Raw genomic sequence first — 23,161 nt, forward strand, 5'->3', positions numbered from 1 at the left:
TAAAAAGAAAAAGCGACTAGATATAGTCGCTTTTTCTTTTTAATAAAAGTTGTTTTTTAGGTTATTTTATTATATTTGTTATCCCCAATCTTACCTAAAATGAAAAGAAAATTACTTTACGCTTCAGCTTTTGTAATAGTTGTTGTTGCGTTTGCTTTTTTAAGCTCAAATAATAATGAGCAACAAAAAACTGAAAAACAAAGAATTGAAAAATCTGTAATTAATACTTCTAGTATAAAATCAGATTTAAAAATCGAAGAATCTAAAATTTTAGAAGGACATAATTCTAAAAATGGTTCTTTAAAAAATCAATCAAAACAATCAACGACTGTTGAAAATACGATTGAGAATCACTCTTCTTTAAAAGATTTAGACTCCATTGAAGAGTTAAAAAGGAAATACGCATCTTTTCTTCGTAATCACCCTTTTGCCAAGACGAAACAATTATCTAAGAGTGAAAGAAAAGAGTTGTCTTTACCTCCTAATGCTTTTTATGAGCAGGAATGGTTATATACTGCTAATCCACATTTAGAGCGACCAGAGCCAGAAGCAACGTTACAGTTACAACAAAGATTAAAAACACTTGAACTTACGAATAGAGTTCCGGGAGATGCTGTAGATAACGCTTGGGTAGAACGAGGTCCAAACAATGTTGGAGGAAGAGTTCGTACTCTTATGTTTGCTCCAGGAAGCACTACCAAGGTTTTTGCAGGTGGAGTAAGTGGCGGCTTATGGGTTAATAATGATATAACTTCAGCAGCCACTCAATGGCAACAAGTTAATGGAGTTCCAGGAAATTTGGCGGTTTCGTGTATTACTGTTGATCCAAATAATTCAAATATCATGTATTTAGGCACTGGTGAAGTATATACATGGGGTGCTGTAAACGGGAATGGTGTTTATAAATCTACAGATGGCGGCCTAAACTGGGTAAATATTTTTGGTGCAGCAACAGCGAATGTGGCGGATAATATAGTTTACATTCAAGATATAGTAGCTTGGAATAACCCAGGAACAAATCAAACGGAAGTTTTTATTGGTGTTGATGCTATGGCATATACAGAAGAGGTTACTGCGGCTTCTGGTGGGACAGCAGGGTTTACCTATTTAGGGTCTAATTCAATAGGTTTATACAGAAGTACAGATGGAACAAATTTTGCAAGATTAAATGTTGCAGTGCTTAAAAATGCATCTAATCAATTTTATGCCCCAAATAAATTCGCAATTGGTGCCGATGGGAAATTATGGATGGGAACAAAATACAGTTATGCTTTTGGAGCTGCTGGCGGAATGGTGTTTTCTACTACTAATGGTGGTACTTGGACAAATGTTAGAAATTTAGGTAACAATGGTAGAGTGGAAATTGTAGCATCAAAGCAAACCGCTAATAAGCTATATGTGTTATTGGAAAATAGATCTGGAGCTGGAGATTTAGCTCGTTTTGCCGTAACAACAGATGGTTTTGCTACTGCTCCAACTTTTAGAGCAATTCCAGATGACGTTGATACCGGAATCCCAGCAAATGATTTTACAAGAGGACAAAGTTTTTATGATTTATTAATAGGTATTGACCCTAATGATGATAATACATTGATAATTGGTGGAATCGACTTATTTAGAACTGCTGATGGAGGGACTAATTTTACTCAAATTTCAAAATGGTCTAACAATAATAACTTAGCTGCACTAAACGTGCCATTGGTACATGCGGATCATCATTGTATTGCTTTTGCAAATTCATCTCGATTGGTATTAGGAAACGATGGTGGTGTGTTTTATTCAAACACTGGGGCTGTTGGAGCTGCTTCAATTGCATCAAGAAATAACGGTTTAAACATTACACAGTTTTATAAAGCAGCTATTAATCAAACAGGTGCTACACAAAAATTATTAGCTGGAGCTCAGGATAATGGTTCGCAGTTTATTAATAACGCTCCTGGATCACCAGCTTCTTCAGTTGCTGTTTCTGGTGGAGATGGATGTTGGGTTTTTATCGATAAGCAAGATGATTTTATGATTTCTTCTTACGTATATAATGTTTACTATAGAAAAGACATGAATGGTGCTGCATTAAATACTATTGTTAATAATACGGCAGATGGAGATTTTGTTAACCAAAGTGGGTATGATAGTAATTCTAATATCTTATACACAAATGGTACAAATGGTACAAATTATAGAATATACAGATTCTCAGGCGCTACTTTAACAACGCAGGCTACTTTGTCTGATGCTTTATTAAATGATATTCCTACGTATTTACAACCTTCGCCATATACTGCAAATAGACTTTTGGTTGGACTTGCTAATGGTAGATTGTTAAGATTAAATAGTGCGAATGGGACACCAACGTGGGCATCTATTGGAAATGGAGCTTGGTTGGGTGCGATTTCTGATATTCGTTATGGACAATCTGAAAACGATATTTTTGTTACGTTTCATAATTATGGTGTAGTTAGTGTATGGTACACTGCAGATGGTGGAACGACATGGCAAAACAAAGAAGGGAATCTACCTAATTTACCAGTTAAATGTATTTTACAAAACCCTTTCGCTTTAAATGAGGTAATTGTTGGGACAGAACTAGGAGTTTGGGCTACTACAAATTTTAATGCAGCGTCTCCAAACTGGGTTCGATCAAATAATGGAATGAAAGATGTTAAGGTGTTATCTTTTGATTATAGAAGCTCAGATAATACAATTTTAGCGGCAACTTTTGGAAGAGGCATGTTTACTGGTGAGTTTTGGACTTGTGGAAGTTCAACTACTACTTGGAATGGTGCAGCGTGGAGTAATGGAGCGCCAGATAAAAAGAAAGTAGTTGTTATTGACGGGAATTATAATACAGCAACAAACGGAAGTTTTGAATGTTGTAGTTTAACTGTAAATGCAGGTAGAACTGCTAATATTGGAGCTAATAATTATATTACTGTTTCGGGTAATATCACAGTAAATGGAACTTTGAATGTTTTAAATAATGGATCATTGGTTCAAATTGATGACGCCGCTGTTAATACTGGAAATATTTCATATGAGAGAACGGTTTCTATTCGTAAAAATGATTATGTATATTGGTCATCACCAATTAGCGCTTTCAATGTAAATGGAGTTTCTCCCTTGACAAATACTTTGTTTATTTTTAAATGGAATCCAACCATTGTTAATACTAATGGTGGTTTTGGAAATTGGGTTTCAGGAAGTGGAGAAACTATGGTTTTAGGAAAAGGATATATCGTTAAAGGTCCAGAAAGTTTTACAAATGTAGCTCAAAATTTTACTGCAACTTTTAATAATGGTACTCCTAACAACGGTATAATAACAATTCCTATTTCTAGAGGTGGTTTTACTGGAGCAAATTACAATGGAACTAATGGAACTCAGGTAACAAAGTTTGATGATAACTGGAATTTAGTTGGTAATCCATATCCATCAGCTATTCGTGCTTTAGATTTCTTGAATTTGAACACAAATATTGAAGGAGCAGTACGTTTGTGGACGCATACAAGTTTGCCGTCTTCAGCAATTTCTTCTCCTTTTTATGGAACTTCTCCATCAAATTATACACCTGCAGATTATATAACGTATAATGGTTTAGGTACAGTAAGTGGTCCTGTAGGCTTTAATGGTTATATTGCTGGTGGACAAGGTTTCTTTGTTCAAATGAATGATGGTGCTGCAGCAACTCAAAATATTACTTTTAATAATGCATTAAGAAGTGCTTCTTATGCTAATAATCAGTTTTATAGAAATGCTCAAGGAGAAGACAATCCTAGTTTAGTAGCCTCAAGAATTTGGTTAGATATTGTAGATAATGAAAATAATTCAGATAGAACTTTAGTAGGATATGCTGAAGGTGCAACTGCAGCAAAAGATCGTCTTTTTGATGCTGTTACTGCTGCTGGACTAACAATGAAAATTTATTCTTTGTTAGAAGATGATTTGTTAACTATACAAGGAAAATCGTATCCAATTGACACAAATGATAGAGTGGCTTTAGGGGTTAATATCGTAGCAAACGGTAATTATTCAATTGCAATTGCTGCATTAGATGGTGTTGCTTCTGATTTACCAATTTATTTAGAGGATAAAGATTTAAATATTATTCATGATTTAAGACAATCTCCATATTCTTTCTCAGCTAATGCAGGTATATTGAATAATAGATTTGTGTTACGATATAACAATGAAACATTAGGAAATAATGATTTTGTTTCAAGTAATGAAGTAATGGTGGTTTCAAACAATGCTATTCAAGTAGTTTCAAATAAAGCACTAATTGCTAATGTTAAAGTTTATTCTGTTTTAGGTCAATTACTTTTCGATTCTAATGTTATGAGTTCTAATACATTTGAAACGTCTAAAATTCAAAAAAACAACACTGCTTTATTAGTTCAGGTTACACTTGAAAACGGAACTAAAGTAACTAAGAAAATAGTTTTTTAAATTCAAAATACTTTTATTCAAAAGCCCAATCGATTAAAGATTGGGCTTTTTTTATTTCATTTAAAATCAATTTCGTATTTTTGAACTTTATCAAACAATCACAATGGACAATATAAAACAATACGTTCAAGAAAATAAAGAACGTTTTTTAAACGAATTAATCGAACTTTTAAAAATACCATCAGTAAGTGCTGATAGCGCTTATGCTCACGATGTTGTATTAACAGCCGAGGCAGTTAAAGCAAGTTTAGAAAAAGCAGGTTGCGATTTCGTAGAGCTTTGCGAAACACCAGGTTATCCAATTGTTTACGGAGAAAAAATCATCGATAAAAATTTACCAACGGTTTTAGTGTACGGACATTATGATGTACAACCACCAGATCCAATGGAATTATGGACTTCGCCACCTTTTGAACCTGTAATTAAAACAACAGAAATTCACCCTGAAGGAGCCATTTTTGCTCGTGGTGCTTGTGATGACAAAGGTCAAATGTACATGCATGTGAAGGCGTTTGAGTATATGATTCAAAACAATTGCTTGCCATGTAACGTAAAATTCATGATTGAAGGTGAAGAAGAAGTAGGTTCAAAAAGTTTAGGATGGTTCGTAGAAAGAAATCAAGAGAAATTAGCAAATGATGTAATTTTAATTTCCGATACAGGAATGATTTCTAACCAACAACCATCAATCACAACTGGATTAAGAGGTTTAAGTTATGTTGAGGTTGAAGTTACCGGGCCAAATAGAGATTTACATTCAGGATTATATGGTGGAGCGGTTGCGAATCCAATTAATGTATTAACCAAAATGATTGCTTCGTTACATGATGAAAACAATCATATTACGATTCCTGGTTTTTACGATAAAGTAGAAGAATTATCTGCTGATGAAAGAGCCGAAATGGCAAAAGCGCCTTTCTCATTAGAGAAATACAAAAAAGCCTTAGATATCGAAGATATTCACGGAGAAGCAGGTTATGTTACCAATGAAAGAAATTCGATTCGTCCAACATTAGATGTAAATGGAATTTGGGGTGGTTACACAGGAGAAGGAGCTAAAACGGTTATTGCAAGCAAAGCTTTTGCTAAAATTTCGATGCGTTTAGTGCCAAACCAAGATTGGGAAGAAATTACAGAATTGTTTAAAAAACATTTCGAAAGTATTGCTCCTAAATCAGTGAAAGTTGTAGTAAAACCGCATCATGGTGGACAAGGTTATGTTACGCCTATTGATAGTGTAGGATATAGAGCAGCAAACAAAGCATATACTGAAACTTTTGGTGTTCCTGCAATTCCGGTTCGTTCTGGGGGAAGTATTCCAATTGTAGCGTTATTTGAGAAGGAATTAAAGAGTAAAACTATTTTAATGGGCTTTGGGTTAGATAGTGATGCCATTCACTCGCCAAATGAACATTTTGGAGTTTTCAATTATTTAAAAGGAATTGAAACGATCCCGTTATTCTACAAATATTTCACAGAAATGAATAAATAAAATAAAATCCCGATGAAAATCGGGATTTTTTGTTTTAATGAAGTAAAACCCATTCATTATGACCAAAATAATCCCATTTAGCTTTTGCCATGTCAAATTTTGGATCAATAAGTGTTTTATATTCTTTTCTGTTAATACTGTTTTTACAATCGATGTAAATAGCTATAGGTTTTCCTTTGAAATTTTCTTTAATACGTTGACAATATTGCCAAATGAAATCGGGTTTGGTTGCTAAGTTCAGAGCTTGTTTTTCTGTTAACTCTTTACCGTAATTATAAATTGATTCTTTTCCGGTTTTTAAATCTTTTACTCTAATGATAATGTATCCGTTTCTTTCTCTAAGCATCATGCGCCAGCTTAATCGGTGCCCTTCTTCTGTCCAAAGCACATCCCCTTCAATAAAGTGATGACGAAGTGGGAGTAAAAGTTGAATAATTAAATAAGGAATCATCAAAAAGTAAACAATTCTTTTTCCGTAGAAATTTTGGTGTAAATTTTCATTTTCAACACTTGTTTTCTTTTTAAGAAATATTCTTCTGATGGTTTCAGGTTCGTAAAAAAATAAAGCAAAAGTTAGAGCAAAGAAAGGAAAAATGCCAATTTCTAAGAAAACTGCATTAAAAAGATGGAAAGATAAAGAAGCTATTAATGCAATAATTCTAGTTCTTTTGAAAAGAAGAAGAGGTACAATTAGTAAATCAAAAATAATTCCCATATAGGCAATAAACAAATAAAACCATTTTTGAATAAATAGTTTTTTTAAGGCTCTGATTTCTGTAGAATTTACTAATAAGTTTCTTGTAAAAGTGCCGTCCAACCAATCTGGATAAAATTTAGCAATGGATGCGTAAACATAAACAATAGCAACTTGAACTATAAATAAAAGACTAATCCAATAAGGCATTGTTTTTTCCTCTTTCACTCTTTGTTGCTTTACATCTATAGAAGCATATCGATTTGCTGGAAGAAAAATCAGCAGGAAACTTATTAAAAGTAATAAATAGTAATGATTGTTATAAGCTGTTTTTTGCATGAAATAAACACCAGCCCATAAAATGGTGAATGAAATGATAGCTATTCGATATCGATATCCGAGCATAATAGCTAATCCAAAAACACCCATTGTAATGAAATAAAAATACATTCCATTGCCAGGAAAAGGTTGTAACCATTCAAAACCAATAAAAGAAAAAGTAAATTGTGGATCAATCAAAACTCGTTTAACCCATCCTGTAAGTATTGCGCCAAAGCTTTCACAAGCAACTAAAAATCCAAAGAAAATTCGGAAAACAATTAATGGACTGTTATCTATTTCTTTGAATAATGTTTTCATTTTAAATTTTGAATATATGCAAGAGAAAAGATTTTGTCTTTTTCAAGTTGGGCTTGTAATTCTACTATAGATTCAAATTTATGTTCTTCGCGTATACGCTCTAAAAACGAAATTTGTAATTTTTCGTTATAAATATCTTCATTTATTCCAAAAAAATGTACTTCAATTGATTGTTCATTTTCACCTAATGTTGGGTTGTTGCCGATATTCATCATGCCATAATGCATCACATCATTAATCTGGCTTGATACAATATAAACACCGTTTTTTGGAAGTAATTTGTAATTTTCTTTAATTTCAATGTTAGCTGTTGGAAATCCAATAGTTCTGCCTACTTTTTTTCCTTCAACAACTTTTCCTGTAATAAAATAAGAATAGCCCAAATATTGATTGGCTAATTGAATTTCTCCTTCTAATAAAGCTTTTCTAATCTTAGTAGAACTAATCGCAATTTCGTTAATTTCTTGAGCGCTAATTTGTTCAACTTCAAACCCATATTTTTCTCCATAAGAAATTAAATCGCTAATATCAGCTGTTCTGTTTTTTCCAAATCGATGATCGTGACCAATAATAATTTTATGAATGTTTAATTTGTCAACTAAAATTTCTTTCACAAATTCTTCAGCAGATAAATTTGAAAATGCCGCATCAAAAGGATGAATAATTAGGTTGTCGATGCCGAATTTATCAAGTAATTCCGCTTTTTCATCAATAGTATTTAACAATTTAATAGAAGCATCTTGTTGTAAAACCATTCTAGGATGCGGAAAAAAAGTAAGTAATACGCTTTCTGTATTTTCTAAATTCTTAGCATCAACTATTTTTTTTAGTATTGATTGATGACCTAAGTGAACACCATCAAAAGTACCGATAGTTATAATCGATGGTTTTAAAGGTTTGAAGGTGTATACTGAAAAATGAGTTTTCAAAATTAAATTGTTTGTGCAAATATAATTTGACTTTGTTAAATTTAGTAGCAATTTAGATAAATAAAATTATTTTCTAACTTGTATTTTGTCTTGTTTAAATAGTTTTGAAATTAATATATATTATTTGATTTTTACCATGTATTGATTGTAAAGGGCTTGAATTAAAATTTTTTAAATGAATTTATTTTAAAAAAAATCAAACAACACGTAAGTTATTTGTTAAATATCTAAAAATTAGTATCTTTGCTCTTTACCTAAAAACTACCTTATTATGAAACAAAATTTACTATTATGTTTTATGTTGATTTCTGGTTTTTTTGGTTTTTCTCAACAGTTAAAAACTAAAGATTTAGTCAAATCAGATGAAACGTTTAAAAATGGCATTTCCGCAGCTAGATCTTTTGGTCCGAATGGAATTGTTAGATGCGCAAGCACAGAATATTTAAAAAGCAAACAGAGTAGAGGCTTAGCGCCTTCGGATGAGGCTTTTGAGGCTTGGTTAGCTCCAAAATTAAAAGAAATTAAAAAACAACGTTCAGAAGGCAGACTTCCTGCTGTAATAAGAATTCCTGTTGTTGTCCACATTATTCACAACGGTGATGCATTAGGAACTGGTGAAAATATTGCAGATGGTCAAGTATTGTCGCAAATAACGGTTTTTAATCAAGACTTTAGAAAATTAGCCGGTACTCCTGGTAACGGAGCTGGGGTTGATACTACAATTGAATTTTGTTTGGCTGTAGTTGATCCAAATGGTAATCCTACAAATGGTATTGATAGAGTAAGCCGAGCAATTGTTTCTTATGGAGAGGCAGATGTTGAGGCAGCAAAAGCAGCAACAATTTGGGATCCTACTAAATATTTAAATATGTGGACTTTCCGATTTGGAGGAGACTTAGCAGGTGTCTTAGGATATGCTCAATTTCCTACAGGATCTGGTTTAAATGGAATGCCTGCTGAAGATTGTATTACAGGTGAAGCATCTACAGACGGTGTAGTTTGTAGTTTTGACACTTGGGGTTCAAGAACTTTGTTTCCAACTGGTTCATACGGAGGAACTGCATATGATAAAGGAAGAACAATGACTCATGAGGTTGGGCATATGTTAGGTTTGCGTCATATTTGGGGTGATGATGGTTGTCCTTCAGGAACAACAAACGTTGCAACTAATGAAGATTTTTGCGCAGATACTCCTGCGTCTGCAGCGGCTAACTTTGGTTGTCCAACGGGTACAGACTCTTGTCCAACAATACCAGGTGTCGATCAAATCCAGAATTATATGGATTATACGGATGATGGCTGTATGAACATGTTTACTCAAGAACAAAAGGATAGAATGTTAGCCGTTTTAATGAATTCTCCACGTAGAGATGATTTATTGGTTTCTACAGTTTGTACTTCACCACAAGCTACAATTCAGTTTAAGCGTTTAGTTTGTGAGTCAAGAGTTCAAAATTCTGATAAAACTGAAGGTGATGGATGTAGCTTTACGGATTACACAATTCCTTTAAATATTAATAAAGCACCAACGGCAAATGCAGTAGTGACCTTTACAATAGATGGTGCTTCTACAGCAAATTCAAATGACTTTGCTATCATGACGCCTACAGTAACTTTTAATTCAGGTTCAACGGCGGATCAAAATTTAGTAGTTAGAGTTTATAATGATGCATATATTGAATCTCTTGAAAATGTTATTATTAATTTTACAGTAAATGCTAACGGAGGAGATGCTGTGGCAAATCCTGAAGGGAATAAATTAACTTTTTCGATTCTTAATGATGATGTAGCTCCATCAAGTACTGTTGTTAATACAATATTAACAGAAGATTTTGAAGATGCAGCAGGTTGGACATTGCTTGATACTGATGCAGATACATGGGGAACGGTTAATGGTGCGGCTGGTATTGGTACAGCTCCTAATACCATTGTTGGTGTTTGTGCATATTCTGAAAAAAGTAGAACGTATTTAGGAGGTACAGGTAATGCTACACCAAATAATTATATGATTAGCCCTCAGGTAACTATTCCATCTGGAGCTGTAGCAGTAAATTTATCTTATATTATGGCTGGTTATGGAGCGACTTCTGGTAATTATACTGTTTATTTTACAACAAACGTTTCAACTGAAGCAAATATAACTTCAGGAACAGTATTACAGGCAGCGACTACAATTGGCAACGGAGCATCTGTTTTAAGAAATCATAGTTTATTAGCTTTAGCAGGTCAAACTGGTTATATTGTTTTCAGACATAGTAATTTAAATACTGCAACAGGTTTATTGTTGTTAGATTCTGTATTATTGACTTCTACTGTAAATACAAATGTTCAGACAGCTGTTAATACAGCGACTAGTGGTAATAACGGTTTAAAAGGTGCAGGTACTGCTACTTTCTATGATTCTGTTGCAAGAAATATAATGACAGGTATAACTGTTAATAGTGCTACTGACTTTGGATGTACTTCTGTTGCTGTAACAAGATCAGGAACTGGTGCGTTACAATATGGTTCAGTTACTGGAACAATTAACTTTGCAATGTCAAAACAGTTTACAATCACTCCTGCAAATGTGGTTACAGGGAATTCAACAATCACATTCTATTTTACTGAAGCTGAAATCGCTGGATGGGAAGCTGCTACAGGAAATGCAAGATCATTATTATATGTTGTTAGAGATGGTGTAACAAGAGAAATCCAACCTGTAACAATAGGTTCGTTTGGTGCTACTGGCGTAACTTTAACAGCAACATTTACAAACGGTATACAAGGTGTTTATTCATTTGCTAGACAAGCAAGTTTGCCTTCTGAGAGTTTTGCTTTCAGTGATATTAATTTATATCCAAATCCAAATAATGGTAGTTTTAATGTTCAATTTACTCCTTATTCTGATCAAATTAATGTTTCAGTTTTTGATATAAGAGGAAGAGTTATTTTTGATAAACAATATCAGAATAATGGATTATTTAACGAAACTATTCAATTAGAAAATGTTCAATCTGGAATTTATTTAGTAAAAATTCAGGATGGTTCTAAAAATTTAACTAAGAAAATTATAGTTGAATAATCATAATTTTAAGTATTTTAATCAAAGAGAAGACGAAAGTCTTCTCTTTTTTTTGTGAAAAACTCAAAAATTTATATTTAAAATTATATATTTGACTATTAATCATAAACTTAACCAAAAATGAAAAAAAACTTACTATTAATTATTTTAGTTCTTTTTTCTTCTTTTAATATGCATGCTCAGGGTAAAGGAGTGTGGAATTTAGTTGAAGGAAAAGCGATTGAAAATTTACCAAAAGTTAGAAGAGCCTCTCTTCCGCAAGAATATCAATTGTGGAAATTAGATCTTCAAGGCATGAAAAGCCAATTACGTAATGCACCCGTTAGAGGGGAATTTCAAGGTGTTTCAAATGTTGTTATTCAACTGCCTAATGCTGAAGGAAAATTAGAACAATTTAGAATTTTAGAAACTCCTATTATGGAGGCAGGGTTAGCTGCTAAATATCCAAACATCAAGTCTTATGTTGGAAAAGGTATAGATGATGTTACGGCAATTGCTAGATTTTCTGTAACAGAATTCGGTTTACATAGTATGGTTTTATCTGCAGGGAAAAGTACCGCTTTTATAGATCCTTACACAGAAGACACACAGAATTATATTGTTTATAACAGAGCTAGCCTTTTAGGAAGTGCTCAGTCATTTGAGTGTTTAACAGATGAAGGTGCTCATTTACCTACATTGGAAAGTGATAGAAGAGCAGGTGCGACTTTTAGAGCTGACACAGATGATAAAGTTTTAAGAACTTATCGATTAGCCCAGTCTTGTACTGCAGAATATGGTAATTTATTTGATGGTGCTGATACAGACCCAATAGCTACCAGAAAAGGAAGAGTTCAGGCTCAAATGGCTATTACGATGACGCGTGTTAATGGTGTTTATGAAAATGATTTAGCTATTACTATGATTTTTATTGCTAATAACGACGCCTTAATTTATATTGGAGCAACGGGTTCAGATCCTTGGAATGGGGAATACAATGTGCAAACAGGAGTTACTATTGATGCTAATGTTGGCTTTGGTAACTATGATATTGGACATAATTTTAATACTTCTGGAGGAGGAAATGCGGGTTGTATAGGTTGTGTTTGTAGTCCAAGTACAGATCCTAATGGTGGTTTTCACAAAGGAACAGGTATGACAGGTCTTCCAAATCCTACAGGAGATCCATTTGATATTGATTATGTAGCGCATGAAATGGGTCATCAATTTGGAGGTTATCATACACAAAGTAGCTCAGGTTGTCGTTCAGGAAGTGGAGCAACAGAAGTAGAGCCAGGATCAGGATCTACGATTATGGCATATGCTGGTATTTGTGCTTCAAATGTTCAAGGAGCTAGTGATGCATATTTTGCTTATGTAAATATTAGAGATATTATGCAAAATGTAAAGTTTGGAATAAGTCAACCAACTTTACCATTGACAAATCTTGCTAATAACCCTCCAACAGCTAATGCAGGTAGAGATTATATAATTCCAAGATCAACAGCATTTATGTTAGTTGGTCAAGGTTCAGATCCTGAAGGGGATCCAATAACTTATACTTGGGAACAAAATGACCCTGAAAATCCAAACACAACTGCTGCTCCTACAGCTACGAGAGCGGTAGGTCCAATGTTTAGATCTATATGGGGAACATCTTCAGCAACTAGATTTATGCCAAATATGGCTACGGTTTTAACTGGTGCAACTTCAAATACTTGGGAAGTTTGTCCATCAGTTGCTAGAGATTTAAACTTCTCTTTAACAGTTAGAGATAATAATTCAGGAATCGGTCAAACGGCTACGGATTTAATGAAAGTAACTGTCAATGGAACTGCAGGTCCTTTTCTTGTTAGTGCTCCTAATACAGCTATTTCTTGGGCAGCAGGAACTAATCAAACAGTTACATGGAATGTGGCTGGTACTGATGTTAATGGAATTAATGCTAAATTTGTTGATATTTATTTATCAACGAATGGAGGAACAAGTTTTACAACTTTATTAGCTAGCAAAGTGCCAAATGATGGTTCTGAAACAATTACAGTTCCTAATACTGCAGGTACTACAAATAGAATAATGGTTAAAGGATGGGATAACATCTTCTTTGATGTTTCAAATACAAACTTTACTATTACGGCAGCTACAAGCACAATGTCAATAGCTTTTAATGGCGTTGAAGGTCAACAAAATAAATCTTCTTGCCAAGGAGCAAACACATCTTACAGTATAGATTATAAAGCTTTAGCAGGTTTTTCTGGCACAACAACTTTCTCAGCATCGGGTAACCCTGCGGGAACAACTGTTGCTTTTTCTCCAACATCAATAAATGCTAATGGTACGGTTACTATGACCATAGGTAACACTGCTGGTGCGGCACCAGGGCTTTATACTGTAATCGTAACAGCAACTTCTGGAGCTGTTACAAAAACAGCTCCATTCTATTTAGATTTGTTAAATTCTAATTTTGGTACACAAACATTAACATCGCCTGCAAATAATGCAATAAATCAATTTACAAATTTAAGTTTGAGTTGGCCAGCAAATGTAGCAGCAGCATCTTACGATGTTCAAGTTGCAACTGATGTAGCATTTACTACAATTGTTTATAGTGGAAATGTTACAGGAACAACATATTCTTTAAATGGTTTGGCTGATGCTACCACTTATTATTGGAGAGTTAAGCCTAAAAATGCTGGTTGCGAAGGAGTTTATAGCGCTACTTATAATTTTAAAACAGGACAAACAAATTGTGGTTTAACATCAAGTGTAGATGTTCCTAAAACAATTAGAAGTAACAATGCAAATACAGTAACTTCTACTTTGAATGTAGCATCTGGTGTTGTGATAACAGATGTAAATGTGAATTTGAATATTACGCATACATACATTCAAGATTTAACGATTACACTTACTAGTCCATTAGGTACGGTTTTAAATGTATTAGTTGAGCCATGTGGCGATAATGACAATATGAATGTTACAGTTGATGATTCAGGTTCAGCTGTTATTTGTGGAACTGGAAATCCAGCTTTATCAGGGGTTGTTGTTCCAACTCAAGCATTATCAACATTTAATGGACAAAATTCAGCAGGTACGTGGACACTAACAGTTGCTGATAATTATGCTGGAGATGGAGGTTCGTTAAATAGTTGGGGTTTAAATTTCTGTACAACACAACCATTAAGTTCGAATAGCAATCAAATTAATGACTTAGTGGTTTATCCAAACCCTAATAACGGTAACTTCAATATTCAATTCACATCAAATTCTGGAAATGATATTAAAGTAAATGTTCATGATATCAGAGGAAGAGAAATCTTTACTCAAACTTATGATAATAGTGGTTTGTTTAACGAATCATTACAATTAAGTGGTGTTCAGTCAGGAGTTTATCTTGTAACTGTTCAAGATGGTGCTAGAAAAGAAGTAAAAAAGATTGTAGTTCAATAAATACAATTTTGTAATATAGAAAAAGGGAAGCTTTAAGCTTCCCTTTTTTATTTTCCATTATAAGTATTCATAGTATTATTTAAACCTGCTAAAGCAAAGGATTTTACTATTTCTGAACTTATTTCAAGACGTTCTATTAATTTTTCTTTTTCTTCTGCGTCCCATTCACCTAAAACATAGTTGACTTGTTGCCCTTTTTTAAAGGCGTCACTGATGCCAAATCTAAAACGTGGGTATTCAGTCGAGTTTAATAATAATTGGATGTTTTTAAGTCCGTTATGACCGCCATCACTTCCTTTGGTTTTAATTCGGATAGTTCCAAAAGCTAAATTCAAATCATCGGTAATAACCAACATGTTTCCCTTTTCGATGTTTTCTTTTTCTAACCAATATTTTACCGCTTTCCCGCTTAAATTCATGTAAGTGTTAGGTTTCAATAACAGAATAGTTCTTCCTTTTATTTTTAACTCAGCAATTTCACCTAATTTCACCGTTTGAAACGAAATTCCTTCCTGATTAGCAATGTAATCTAAAATTTTAAAACCGATATTGTGTCGCGTATTTGCGTATTCTGAGCCAATGTTTCCAAGCCCAACAATTAAGAATTTCTTCATTGGAATAGTGTCTTCTTGTTTGTTTTTCTTAAATAGAGTTAAAAACCAATTCATGATGTAAAAGTAGTGCAAAGTTTAGAAAGTTGAAAGCATAAAAAAAGCACCAGTAAAACTGATGCTTCTTTTTGTATAGTTTGTAAAGAAATTATTTTTTCTTTTTTCCACCTTTTTCTGCTTTTGCAGCTTCTTGAGCAGCTTTCATCGCAGCACGAGAAATTCTTACTTGACAAACAACAGTGTTGTCTGGGTGCATTAATTTGAAATTGTTTGTTTCTAATTTAGTTACATACAATTTGTTACCCATTTGTAATTCAGAAATACTTGCTTCAACAAAATCAGGTAAGTTTTTAGGTAAAGCTTTAACTTTTAAACGACGTTGGTTTAAACGTAAAACACCTCCTAATAATACCCCTGGAGAAGTTCCTGTAATTTTAACTGGTACTTCCATGATGATTTCTTTGTCATCACTTAATTGGAAAAAGTCAATGTGTAAAATTTTATCAGAAACTGGGTGAAACTGAATGTCTTGCATAATTACATTGTAAGACGTTCCGTTTAACTCAATTACAACTGTGTGTGCGTTTGGAGTGTAAACTAAATCTTTAAATGCTCTTTCGTCTGCAACAAAATGAACTGGCTGATTTCCTCCGTAGATAACGCAAGGAACCATTCCAGCATCACGTACGGCTTTAGTTGCCTTTTTACCTACGTTTTCTCTTTCTGATCCTTTAATCGTAATTGATTTCATTGTAAAATATATATAATTAATAAATACGTACTAATGTGGTTGCTCTTGATTACATCAAAAATTTTCCACTAATAGAGTTGTTGTTTTGTACCATGTGCATTACTTCTGCAAATAATGGAGCACAACTTACTACTCTTATTTTCTTTGATTCTTTTCGTAACGGAATTGAATCGGTAACAATTAATTCTAATAATTTAGAATTTTCTATTTTTTCGTATGCCTCACCTGATAAAATAGGGTGCGTACAAATTGCTCTTACACTTAATGCTCCTTTTTCCATCATTACATCAGCTGCTTTTGCTAATGTTCCACCAGTGTCAATCATATCGTCAACTAAAATAACATTTCTGCCTTTTACGTCTCCAATTAACTCCATTGTATCAATTACATTCGCTTTTTTTCTTTGTTTGTAGCAAACTACAACGTCAGATTCTAAAAATTTAGAATACGCATATGCTCTTTTTGATCCTCCCATATCTGGAGATGCGATGGTTAAATTTTCTAAATTTAAACTTCTCACATAAGGCAAAAAGATTGTTGAAGCAAACAAGTGATCTACTGGTTTTTCAAAGAAACCTTGAATTTGATCGGCATGTAAATCCATGGTCATAATTCGGGTTGCTCCAGCAGTTTCTAAAAGTTTTGCAACTAATTTAGCTCCAATTGGCACTCTTGGCTTGTCTTTTCTGTCTTGTCTTGCCCAACCAAAATAAGGAATAACTGCGGTAATATGTCTGGCAGATGCTCTTTTTGCTGCATCTATCATCAATAATAATTCCATTAAATTGTCTGCACTTGGAAATGTAGAACAAACTAGGAATACGCGCAATCCTCTTATTGACTCTTCAAAAGAAGGCTGAAATTCGCCATCACTATATTTAGAGAACGTAATCTTACCTAGCGGAACTCCATACTTTTCAGCAATTTGTTCTGCTAAATACACACTCTGAGAACATGCAAAAATTTTTGCTTCTGGTTCTTGATACAGCATGTTAATTTATTGTTTAGTAGTTAGTTAGTGTTGTGTCGTGTTAACGAGGTGCAAATTTAGAAATAAAATCGAACTCTGAAAGGATATTTTTAACTATTTTTTTATGAATTGCAGAAATATTTTTTACATTTGCACCCACTTAATGATTTAACCATCATTTCCCATTGCCCGGATGGCGGAATTGGTAGACGCGCACGACTCAAACTCGTGTACTTAGGTGTGTGGGTTCGATTCCCACTCCGGGTACGAAACCTCTCAGAAATGTGAGGTTTTTTTATGTCTATAATTATTAATTTTGTAGATACTTTTTCCAAATCAAAATATAAAGTTTTATATTTGAGAACTATAAAAATGGCTACAATGAAAAAGAATATAATTTTAGTAAGTATCTTAAGTTCAATATTGTTTGTTTCTTGTAAAAAAGATGTGGAAATAAAACCAGTTGAAGAAACACAACAACCTGCCCAACCTTTTTCAGGTGAGGCTTGGTTAAAACAGAGAGTTGGGAATCAGGGAAAACAAATCCAACCTGTACAACAACAAGTACAACAAACTACTCAAACACCAACACAAACAGCGCCTGGAATGAATCCGCCACACGGACAGCCCGGACATCGTTGTGAAATTGCTGTGGGAGCGCCTTTGAATTCTAAGCCTGTTCAAAAAACAAAACCACAAACTATAACACCTGTAGTAAATACAAAAACAGTTGAGCAACCCGTGATGAATGTTAATTCAAAATCTAGTTCGGCCACGATAGTGGGCTCATCAACACCTCCAGGAATGAATCCACCTCATGGTCAAGAAGGTCATCGTTGTGATATTGCTGTAGGAGCACCACTTCCAAAATCATAATAGTATAAAAACTAAAAAAGAGCCTTATGGCTCTTTTTTAGTTTAGTATTTCTTTTTTATTTTAATTCTTTAACACCCATATTGTAAAGTGTAAAGACTTGCATGTCTACATTTTCTTGAATAGTTGCTGCCACAGATTTTCCTGCTCCGTGACCTGCATTTACATCAATACGAATTAAAACCGGGTTGTCTCCAGCTTGTTTAGCTTGTAATTCAGCTGCAAATTTAAAACTGTGTGCTGGAACTACTCGGTCATCATGATCCCCTGTAGTTACCATAGTTGCTGGATATTTTGTACCAGCTTTTACGTTATGAACTGGTGAATAACCTTTAATGTATTCAAACATTTCCTTGCTTTGTTCAGATGTTCCGTAATCGTATGCCCAACCTGCTCCAGCGGTAAATGTGTGGTAACGTAACATATCTAAAACACCAACTGCTGGTAACGCCACTTTTACTAAATCTGGGCGTTGTGTCATAACTGCACCCACTAATAATCCACCATTCGAACCACCTTTTATCGCTAAATAATCAGATGAAGTGTAGTTTTCTTTGATTAGATATTCAGCTGCTGCAATGAAATCATCAAAAACGTTTTGTTTTTTCATTTGGGTTCCTGCATCGTGCCATTTTTTACCATATTCTCCACCACCGCGTAAATTTGCAACAGCGTAAACACCACCATTTTCTAACCAAACGGCATTAGAAATACTAAAAGCAGGAGTTAAACTTGAATTAAATCCACCATAACCATATAAGATAGTTGGATTTTGTCCGTTTAATTTTGTGCCTTTTTTATAAGTGATAATCATTGGAACTTTTGTGCCATCTTTTGAAGTATAAAACACTTGTTTTGATTCGTAATCTGCCGAGTTAAAATCAACTTTTGGTTTTTGATAGATTGCTGATTTTCCTGTTTTTGGATCAAAAGAATAGATAGTTCCTGGGGTTACATAATTCGTAAATGAAAAATACAAAGTAGTTTCTTTTTCTTTTCCACCAAAACCACCAGCTGTTCCAACACCTGGCAATTGAATGTCACGTACTAGTTTTCCGTTGTAATCATATTGTTTGATGAATGAAACCGCATCTTTCATGTAACTTGCAAAAATATAACCGCTACCAGTGTTTGGCGACAATACATTTTCAGTCTCAGCGATGCAATCTTTCCAATTTTCTTTTGCTGGATTTGATAAATCAAAAGTCACCACGCGTTTGTTTGGCGCTTTGTAATTCGTTACCAAATAAATTTTCGAACCTTTATTATCTAAAACATCATTATCGTTTTCGTAATTGTTAATTAACGTTACGATTTTGCTATTTGGTTTTGATAAATCCAAGTAATACAATTCGTTTCCAGAAGTTGAATTCGCTGCCGAAATGAATAAATACTTTTCATCTTCCGAAACGCCACCGCCAACATATCTTCTTTTTATATCACCACCAAAAACTAATTTATCTGTTTTTTGCGATGTGTTTAATTTGTGATAGTATAATTTATGTTGGTCCGTTTTTGCTGATAATTCACTTCCAACAGGTTTATCGTAGCTTGAATAATAAAAACCTTCGTTTTTGTACCAAGAAACACCGCTAAATTTTACATCCACAATTGTATCACCAATAATTTTTTTAGTTTTGGTATCAATTACGATTACTTTTCTCCAATCACTTCCACCTTCTGATATAGAATAGGCTGCTAAACTCCCGTCTTTACTGAAATTTAATCCACCTAAAGAAGTCGTTCCGTCTTTTGAAAATGTATTTGGATCTAAAAAGATTTCTTCTTTACCCGCTTTATCTTTTCTGTAAACAACCGATTGATTTTGAAGTCCGTTATTTTTGTAGTAATACGTATAATTTCCTTCTTTGAATGGAGCTCCAATTTTTTCGTAGTTCCATAGTTTTTCCATGCGGGTTTTTAACTGATTTCTGTATGGAATTTGCTCTAAATAACCATAAGTAACCACATTTTGAGCTTTCACCCAAGCTTCCGTTTCGGCGCTTCGGTCGTCTTCTAACCAACGATACGGATCGTTAATTTTTTCACCAAAATAGGTGTCAACGTGGTCGATTTTTTTCGTTTCGGGATAATTAACTTTTGTTGTTTGCGCGTTCATAACAAGTGTACAAACAATAGCCGATACTGTTATTGTTTTTTTCATATTGTATTTGATGTTTAAAACAAAGATATTCATTTGAATTCTAAAGATTTGTTAAAAAACAAAAACGACTGAAATTTCAGCCGTTTTTTTTATCTTATAGTAATTGGGTTAGTTTACTGTAATTGGAAAGTAAACTTCTGCATCAGTGTTTCCATCTGCATTTGTAATACTTCCTTCACTAACACCTGGAGCCGTTTTGTTTGGTAAATGTCTCAAGGTTACAGTTAAAGTTCCTGTTGTTCCAGAAGTTCCTGCTACAAAATTAAAGTGTAAACCAATTGGGTTTCCTTCTGAATCTAAATCAGTAGCACTATATGTTATATTTCCTAATGCTCCGCTTAAAAAATAAAAAATTTGGTGATCTAAACTTTCTTCAACAATTTCTGTTGTAATGTCTTCGATCGGATCGGCTAATTCATTTAAAAATGTTGTTGAACCTGTGTAAGTTGTTCCAGCTACTAAATTTCCAGAAACAGTTACAACTGGTGCGTTTGGTCCGTCACCATCTAAATCTCTTGAAGTTAAGGTGATAGTTTGTCCACCTCCAACAAGTGTTGTAGTTACAGTTGTGATAACTTCTTCCTCGTTCACAGGAGTATCCTCGTTAGAACAAGAAGTTGAAAATATTACTGGAATTACTAAAAGTGCGATAAGTTTTAAATTTTTCATGTTTTGATTTTTTAATAATTAAATTTTAATTGAATTTGAATGTTTCTACCCATTTCGTCTACAAAAAAACGTTGGCGATTTAGGTAATCTCGATACGTTGTATTCATTATATTCTGTACACTTAAAGAAGTGGTTAAACTGTTCTTTTTATTGATTTTAAACGTCATTTCACTATAAAAATGCAGTAAATGATAGCCTTTTGGTGGCGAACTAATATCAACCATAACCGGAGTTAGTGCATCATTTACAATAATATTAGTTTCAAAATTGTAATTTGGGAATTGATTTTGTCTGAAAACCACTTCACTTTTTAATTCGGTTGCGAAATTGAACCAAGATTCATTTTTATATTGAATTTTATTGTTGATTACAAATGGCGGCATATCAATTAAATACTCGTCAGTACTTAAGTTTTGCCCGTTTACATAAGCCATTCCTAACTCGTGTGAAAAATGGTTGGAAATATTCCATTTGGTATTGATATCAAAACCTGTCAACAAAGCTTCTGTTTGTTTGAATTCCCAAACTGGAAAAGCGCCTCGAATAGTAGTTTCAAAACCAATAGGTTGCAAATAAATGAAATTTGAAATTCGATTAATAAACGGATTAAGTTGCACTTGAAACGATTTCCAATCTTTCTTAAAAGTGGTGTTGAATTTATAGGCTTGCTCTTTTTCTAATCGTAAATCACCTAATTCAATTTGACCAGTTGAATGATGTAATCCATCGCTAAATAATTCAGACGGATTTGGATTTCGAGAAGCCAAACTCACATTTACTAACCATTCCATTTCATGATGAAATTGCTTTCTAAATCCAATGTTTGCTGTAATATTATGATAATCAAAAGTAGGTTTCGTTAACCATTGATTGCCTTCTTCACCCACAATAAAATGTGAAAATTCAGCATCATAACCACGTTCAGTCCATCTTGATTTCAAATAATATTTTGTTGCTTCGATAGTCGAAAAATCATAACGAATTCCCGATTCCAAAGAAGTAGCATTGTCGAATTTATAAACTGCAATTCCGTACAAGCCAGCATCTAATTTTTCATAACTCGGAATTAGTGGACGAACTCCTGTTTTTGGATTCGCAAAATTATTTTGGTAACCCAAATTAAAACCCGATTTCAATCTCCAACTTCCAACATTCGTTTTATAATCAGCTAAAAAAGTATGCGTTGCCAATTGTAAATCTAAAGCGGCTTTGTTAGTATTTGCACTACTTCTTCTAACATCAAACTCTAAACGATTGTTGAATTGAAATGCATATTGCAAATCAATCGAAGTGTTTTCGTTTAGCCATCTTTGGTAATTTACTTTTGCTAAATGATGTTGTACTTCTTGTTTTGGAGCATCAATCGAGTAGGTGAAAGGTTCAATTACGCTTGGTTGTTGGTTGTTGATGGAATTGTATAAATCATTCACATTTCCAATATGAGCTGCTTTGATGATTCCAATTTGCGCATTGTAAAAACTGTACATCGCATTGAAATTATACTTTTCTTGAGCAAAACGAATGCCTCCCGAAAAATTTTGTTCCCGATTTCCAGAATTTGACAACACATAATCTGGCGTTTCGCGATCGCCTAAATATTTGAAAGTTCCCAAAGCATTCCAACTCCAACCATAACGATTTCCCTTTTGAATACTTGAACTCAAGCTTCCGCCCATTCCGTTAGAGGCTAAGTTAAGAATTGTTTTTCCAACTAAAGTATCTTTTTTAATCACTTCAGGTTCGATGACAACAATTCCACCAATAGCATCACCGCCATATTGCAAAGCCGAAGCACCTTTAATCACGGTAATTTTTCCAGCCGCATTAATATCGAAATTAGGTGCATGTTCGGTTCCCCACTGTTGGTCTTCTAATCGAACATTATTATTGATAATTGGCACACGATTACTATGCAAACCATTAATTACTGGTTTAACAATAGTGCTTCCCGTTTTTAAAATAGAAACTCCAGAAACTTCTTTCAAGGCTTCACCCAAGGTTTGATTACTAAATTTTTCAATAGTAGCACTTTTCAAGACTTGTTCGTTACTACTTTCGCTTTTTGAATTGGAAAGTTGTCGAATAGTAATATCATCTAACTTGGTAATATCTAGTTTCAATCGTCGATTAATAGTTAAATCGGTTGAAATTTCGATAGTTTCCTCAATAGCATAATAGCCTATAAACGAAATATAGAGTTTCTGTTTCCCTTTTGGAATGCCTGATAAAACATAAGTTCCGTTTGCATCGGTTGAAGTAGTTTTATTGGCAATGTGTACGTGAGCATCTCTTAGTGGTAAGCCATTTTCATCTGAAATAATGCCAGTAATTGTAACTTGAGCATATCCGAAAAAGCCAACCAAAAAGAAAAATAATATCGATAAGAATCGCATTTCTTTTAGTTTAAATGTAACAACAACGTATCATTATTT

The 23,161-nt window shown here is 33.7% G+C and carries 13 protein-coding genes and 1 tRNA gene; 6 read left to right on the forward strand and 8 right to left on the reverse strand.

Features of this window, described 5'->3' with window-relative positions:
* Window positions 1–99 precede the first annotated feature (99 nt).
* A complete protein-coding gene (locus OJ995_RS02420) occupies window positions 100–4,443 on the forward strand; it encodes a DUF8693 domain-containing protein (RefSeq protein WP_264367985.1) in 4,344 nt (1,447 codons plus the stop codon).
* A gap of 103 nt (window positions 4,444–4,546) precedes the next feature.
* Entirely contained in the window at window positions 4,547–5,935 is a 1,389-nt protein-coding gene (locus OJ995_RS02425; protein ID WP_264367986.1) for a dipeptidase, read from the forward strand.
* A gap of 34 nt (window positions 5,936–5,969) precedes the next feature.
* Here OJ995_RS02425 and OJ995_RS02430 read toward each other — a convergent pair whose 3' ends face one another.
* A complete protein-coding gene (locus tag OJ995_RS02430) occupies window positions 5,970–7,268 on the reverse strand; it encodes an HTTM domain-containing protein (RefSeq protein WP_264367987.1) in 1,299 nt (432 codons plus the stop codon).
* On the reverse strand, window positions 7,265–8,197 hold the full coding sequence (locus tag OJ995_RS02435; RefSeq protein ID WP_264367988.1) for a bifunctional riboflavin kinase/FAD synthetase: 933 nt from the start codon (window positions 8,195–8,197) through the stop codon (window positions 7,265–7,267). The genes OJ995_RS02430 and OJ995_RS02435 overlap by 4 nt, the downstream gene beginning before the upstream one ends.
* 271 nt (window positions 8,198–8,468) lie before the next feature.
* On the opposite strand from OJ995_RS02435, the gene OJ995_RS02440 reads away from it, so the two are divergent.
* Together OJ995_RS02440 and OJ995_RS02445 are read left to right on the forward strand one after the other, a co-directional pair.
* The gene (locus OJ995_RS02440; protein WP_264367989.1) at window positions 8,469–11,261 is read left to right on the forward strand and encodes a T9SS-dependent choice-of-anchor J family protein; all 2,793 of its coding nucleotides are present in this window, start codon (window positions 8,469–8,471) and stop codon (window positions 11,259–11,261) included.
* 120 nt (window positions 11,262–11,381) lie between these two features.
* Window positions 11,382–14,690, forward strand: coding sequence for a zinc-dependent metalloprotease (locus tag OJ995_RS02445; protein ID WP_264367990.1), 3,309 nt, complete (start codon window positions 11,382–11,384; stop codon window positions 14,688–14,690).
* A 47-nt stretch (window positions 14,691–14,737) separates the two neighbouring features.
* Here the strand turns inward: OJ995_RS02445 and pth are convergent, their stop codons facing one another.
* The 3 genes from pth to OJ995_RS02460 all read right to left on the reverse strand — a co-directional run bounded on the left by pth (window position 14,738) and on the right by OJ995_RS02460 (window position 17,043).
* Window positions 14,738–15,304, reverse strand: coding sequence for an aminoacyl-tRNA hydrolase (pth, locus tag OJ995_RS02450; RefSeq protein WP_264368019.1), 567 nt, complete (start codon window positions 15,302–15,304; stop codon window positions 14,738–14,740).
* Window positions 15,305–15,449: 145 nt separating this feature from the next.
* Complete coding sequence (locus OJ995_RS02455; protein WP_264367991.1) at window positions 15,450–16,052, reverse strand: 50S ribosomal protein L25/general stress protein Ctc; 603 nt, start codon at window positions 16,050–16,052, stop codon at window positions 15,450–15,452.
* Between the two features lie 49 nt (window positions 16,053–16,101).
* On the reverse strand, window positions 16,102–17,043 hold the full coding sequence (locus OJ995_RS02460; RefSeq protein ID WP_166236887.1) for a ribose-phosphate pyrophosphokinase: 942 nt from the start codon (window positions 17,041–17,043) through the stop codon (window positions 16,102–16,104).
* Window positions 17,044–17,209: 166 nt separating this feature from the next.
* Here OJ995_RS02460 and OJ995_RS02465 point away from each other — a divergent pair.
* Both OJ995_RS02465 and OJ995_RS02470 read left to right on the forward strand, forming a co-directional pair.
* Window positions 17,210–17,289 (forward strand) — tRNA-Leu (locus OJ995_RS02465).
* A 114-nt stretch (window positions 17,290–17,403) separates the two neighbouring features.
* Window positions 17,404–17,898 carry a hypothetical protein gene (locus tag OJ995_RS02470; protein WP_264367992.1) on the forward strand — a complete coding sequence of 165 codons (495 nt, stop codon included), beginning with the start codon at window positions 17,404–17,406 and terminating at the stop codon, window positions 17,896–17,898.
* 56 nt (window positions 17,899–17,954) lie between these two features.
* Here OJ995_RS02470 and OJ995_RS02475 read toward each other — a convergent pair whose 3' ends face one another.
* The 3 genes from OJ995_RS02475 to OJ995_RS02485 form a co-directional block, all read right to left on the reverse strand.
* Window positions 17,955–20,060: a prolyl oligopeptidase family serine peptidase gene (locus OJ995_RS02475; protein ID WP_264367993.1), complete on the reverse strand. Its 2,106-nt coding sequence runs from the start codon at window positions 20,058–20,060 to the stop codon at window positions 17,955–17,957.
* Between the two features lie 108 nt (window positions 20,061–20,168).
* A complete protein-coding gene (locus OJ995_RS02480) occupies window positions 20,169–20,729 on the reverse strand; it encodes a type 1 periplasmic binding fold superfamily protein (protein ID WP_264367994.1) in 561 nt (186 codons plus the stop codon).
* A gap of 11 nt (window positions 20,730–20,740) precedes the next feature.
* The gene (locus tag OJ995_RS02485; protein WP_264367995.1) at window positions 20,741–23,122 is read right to left on the reverse strand and encodes a TonB-dependent receptor; all 2,382 of its coding nucleotides are present in this window, start codon (window positions 23,120–23,122) and stop codon (window positions 20,741–20,743) included.
* Between the last annotated feature and the right edge of the window lie 39 nt (window positions 23,123–23,161).

The sequence above is a fragment of the Flavobacterium lacisediminis genome, from assembly GCF_025909975.1.
Lineage (GTDB): Bacteria > Bacteroidota > Bacteroidia > Flavobacteriales > Flavobacteriaceae > Flavobacterium > Flavobacterium lacisediminis.

Coding starts and splice junctions, on each gene's coding strand:
- OJ995_RS02420 (WP_264367985.1), top strand. CDS start 100: ATGAAAAGAAAATTACTTTACGCTTCAGCTTTTGTAATAGTTGTTGTT.
- OJ995_RS02425 (WP_264367986.1), top strand. CDS start 4,547: ATGGACAATATAAAACAATACGTTCAAGAAAATAAAGAACGTTTTTTA.
- OJ995_RS02430 (WP_264367987.1), bottom strand. CDS start 7,268: ATGAAAACATTATTCAAAGAAATAGATAACAGTCCATTAATTGTTTTC.
- OJ995_RS02440 (WP_264367989.1), top strand. CDS start 8,469: ATGAAACAAAATTTACTATTATGTTTTATGTTGATTTCTGGTTTTTTT.
- OJ995_RS02445 (WP_264367990.1), top strand. CDS start 11,382: ATGAAAAAAAACTTACTATTAATTATTTTAGTTCTTTTTTCTTCTTTT.
- pth (WP_264368019.1), bottom strand. CDS start 15,304: ATGAAGAAATTCTTAATTGTTGGGCTTGGAAACATTGGCTCAGAATAC.
- OJ995_RS02455 (WP_264367991.1), bottom strand. CDS start 16,052: ATGAAATCAATTACGATTAAAGGATCAGAAAGAGAAAACGTAGGTAAA.
- OJ995_RS02460 (WP_166236887.1), bottom strand. CDS start 17,043: ATGCTGTATCAAGAACCAGAAGCAAAAATTTTTGCATGTTCTCAGAGT.
- OJ995_RS02470 (WP_264367992.1), top strand. CDS start 17,404: ATGAAAAAGAATATAATTTTAGTAAGTATCTTAAGTTCAATATTGTTT.
- OJ995_RS02475 (WP_264367993.1), bottom strand. CDS start 20,060: ATGAAAAAAACAATAACAGTATCGGCTATTGTTTGTACACTTGTTATG.
- OJ995_RS02480 (WP_264367994.1), bottom strand. CDS start 20,729: ATGAAAAATTTAAAACTTATCGCACTTTTAGTAATTCCAGTAATATTT.
- OJ995_RS02485 (WP_264367995.1), bottom strand. CDS start 23,122: ATGCGATTCTTATCGATATTATTTTTCTTTTTGGTTGGCTTTTTCGGA.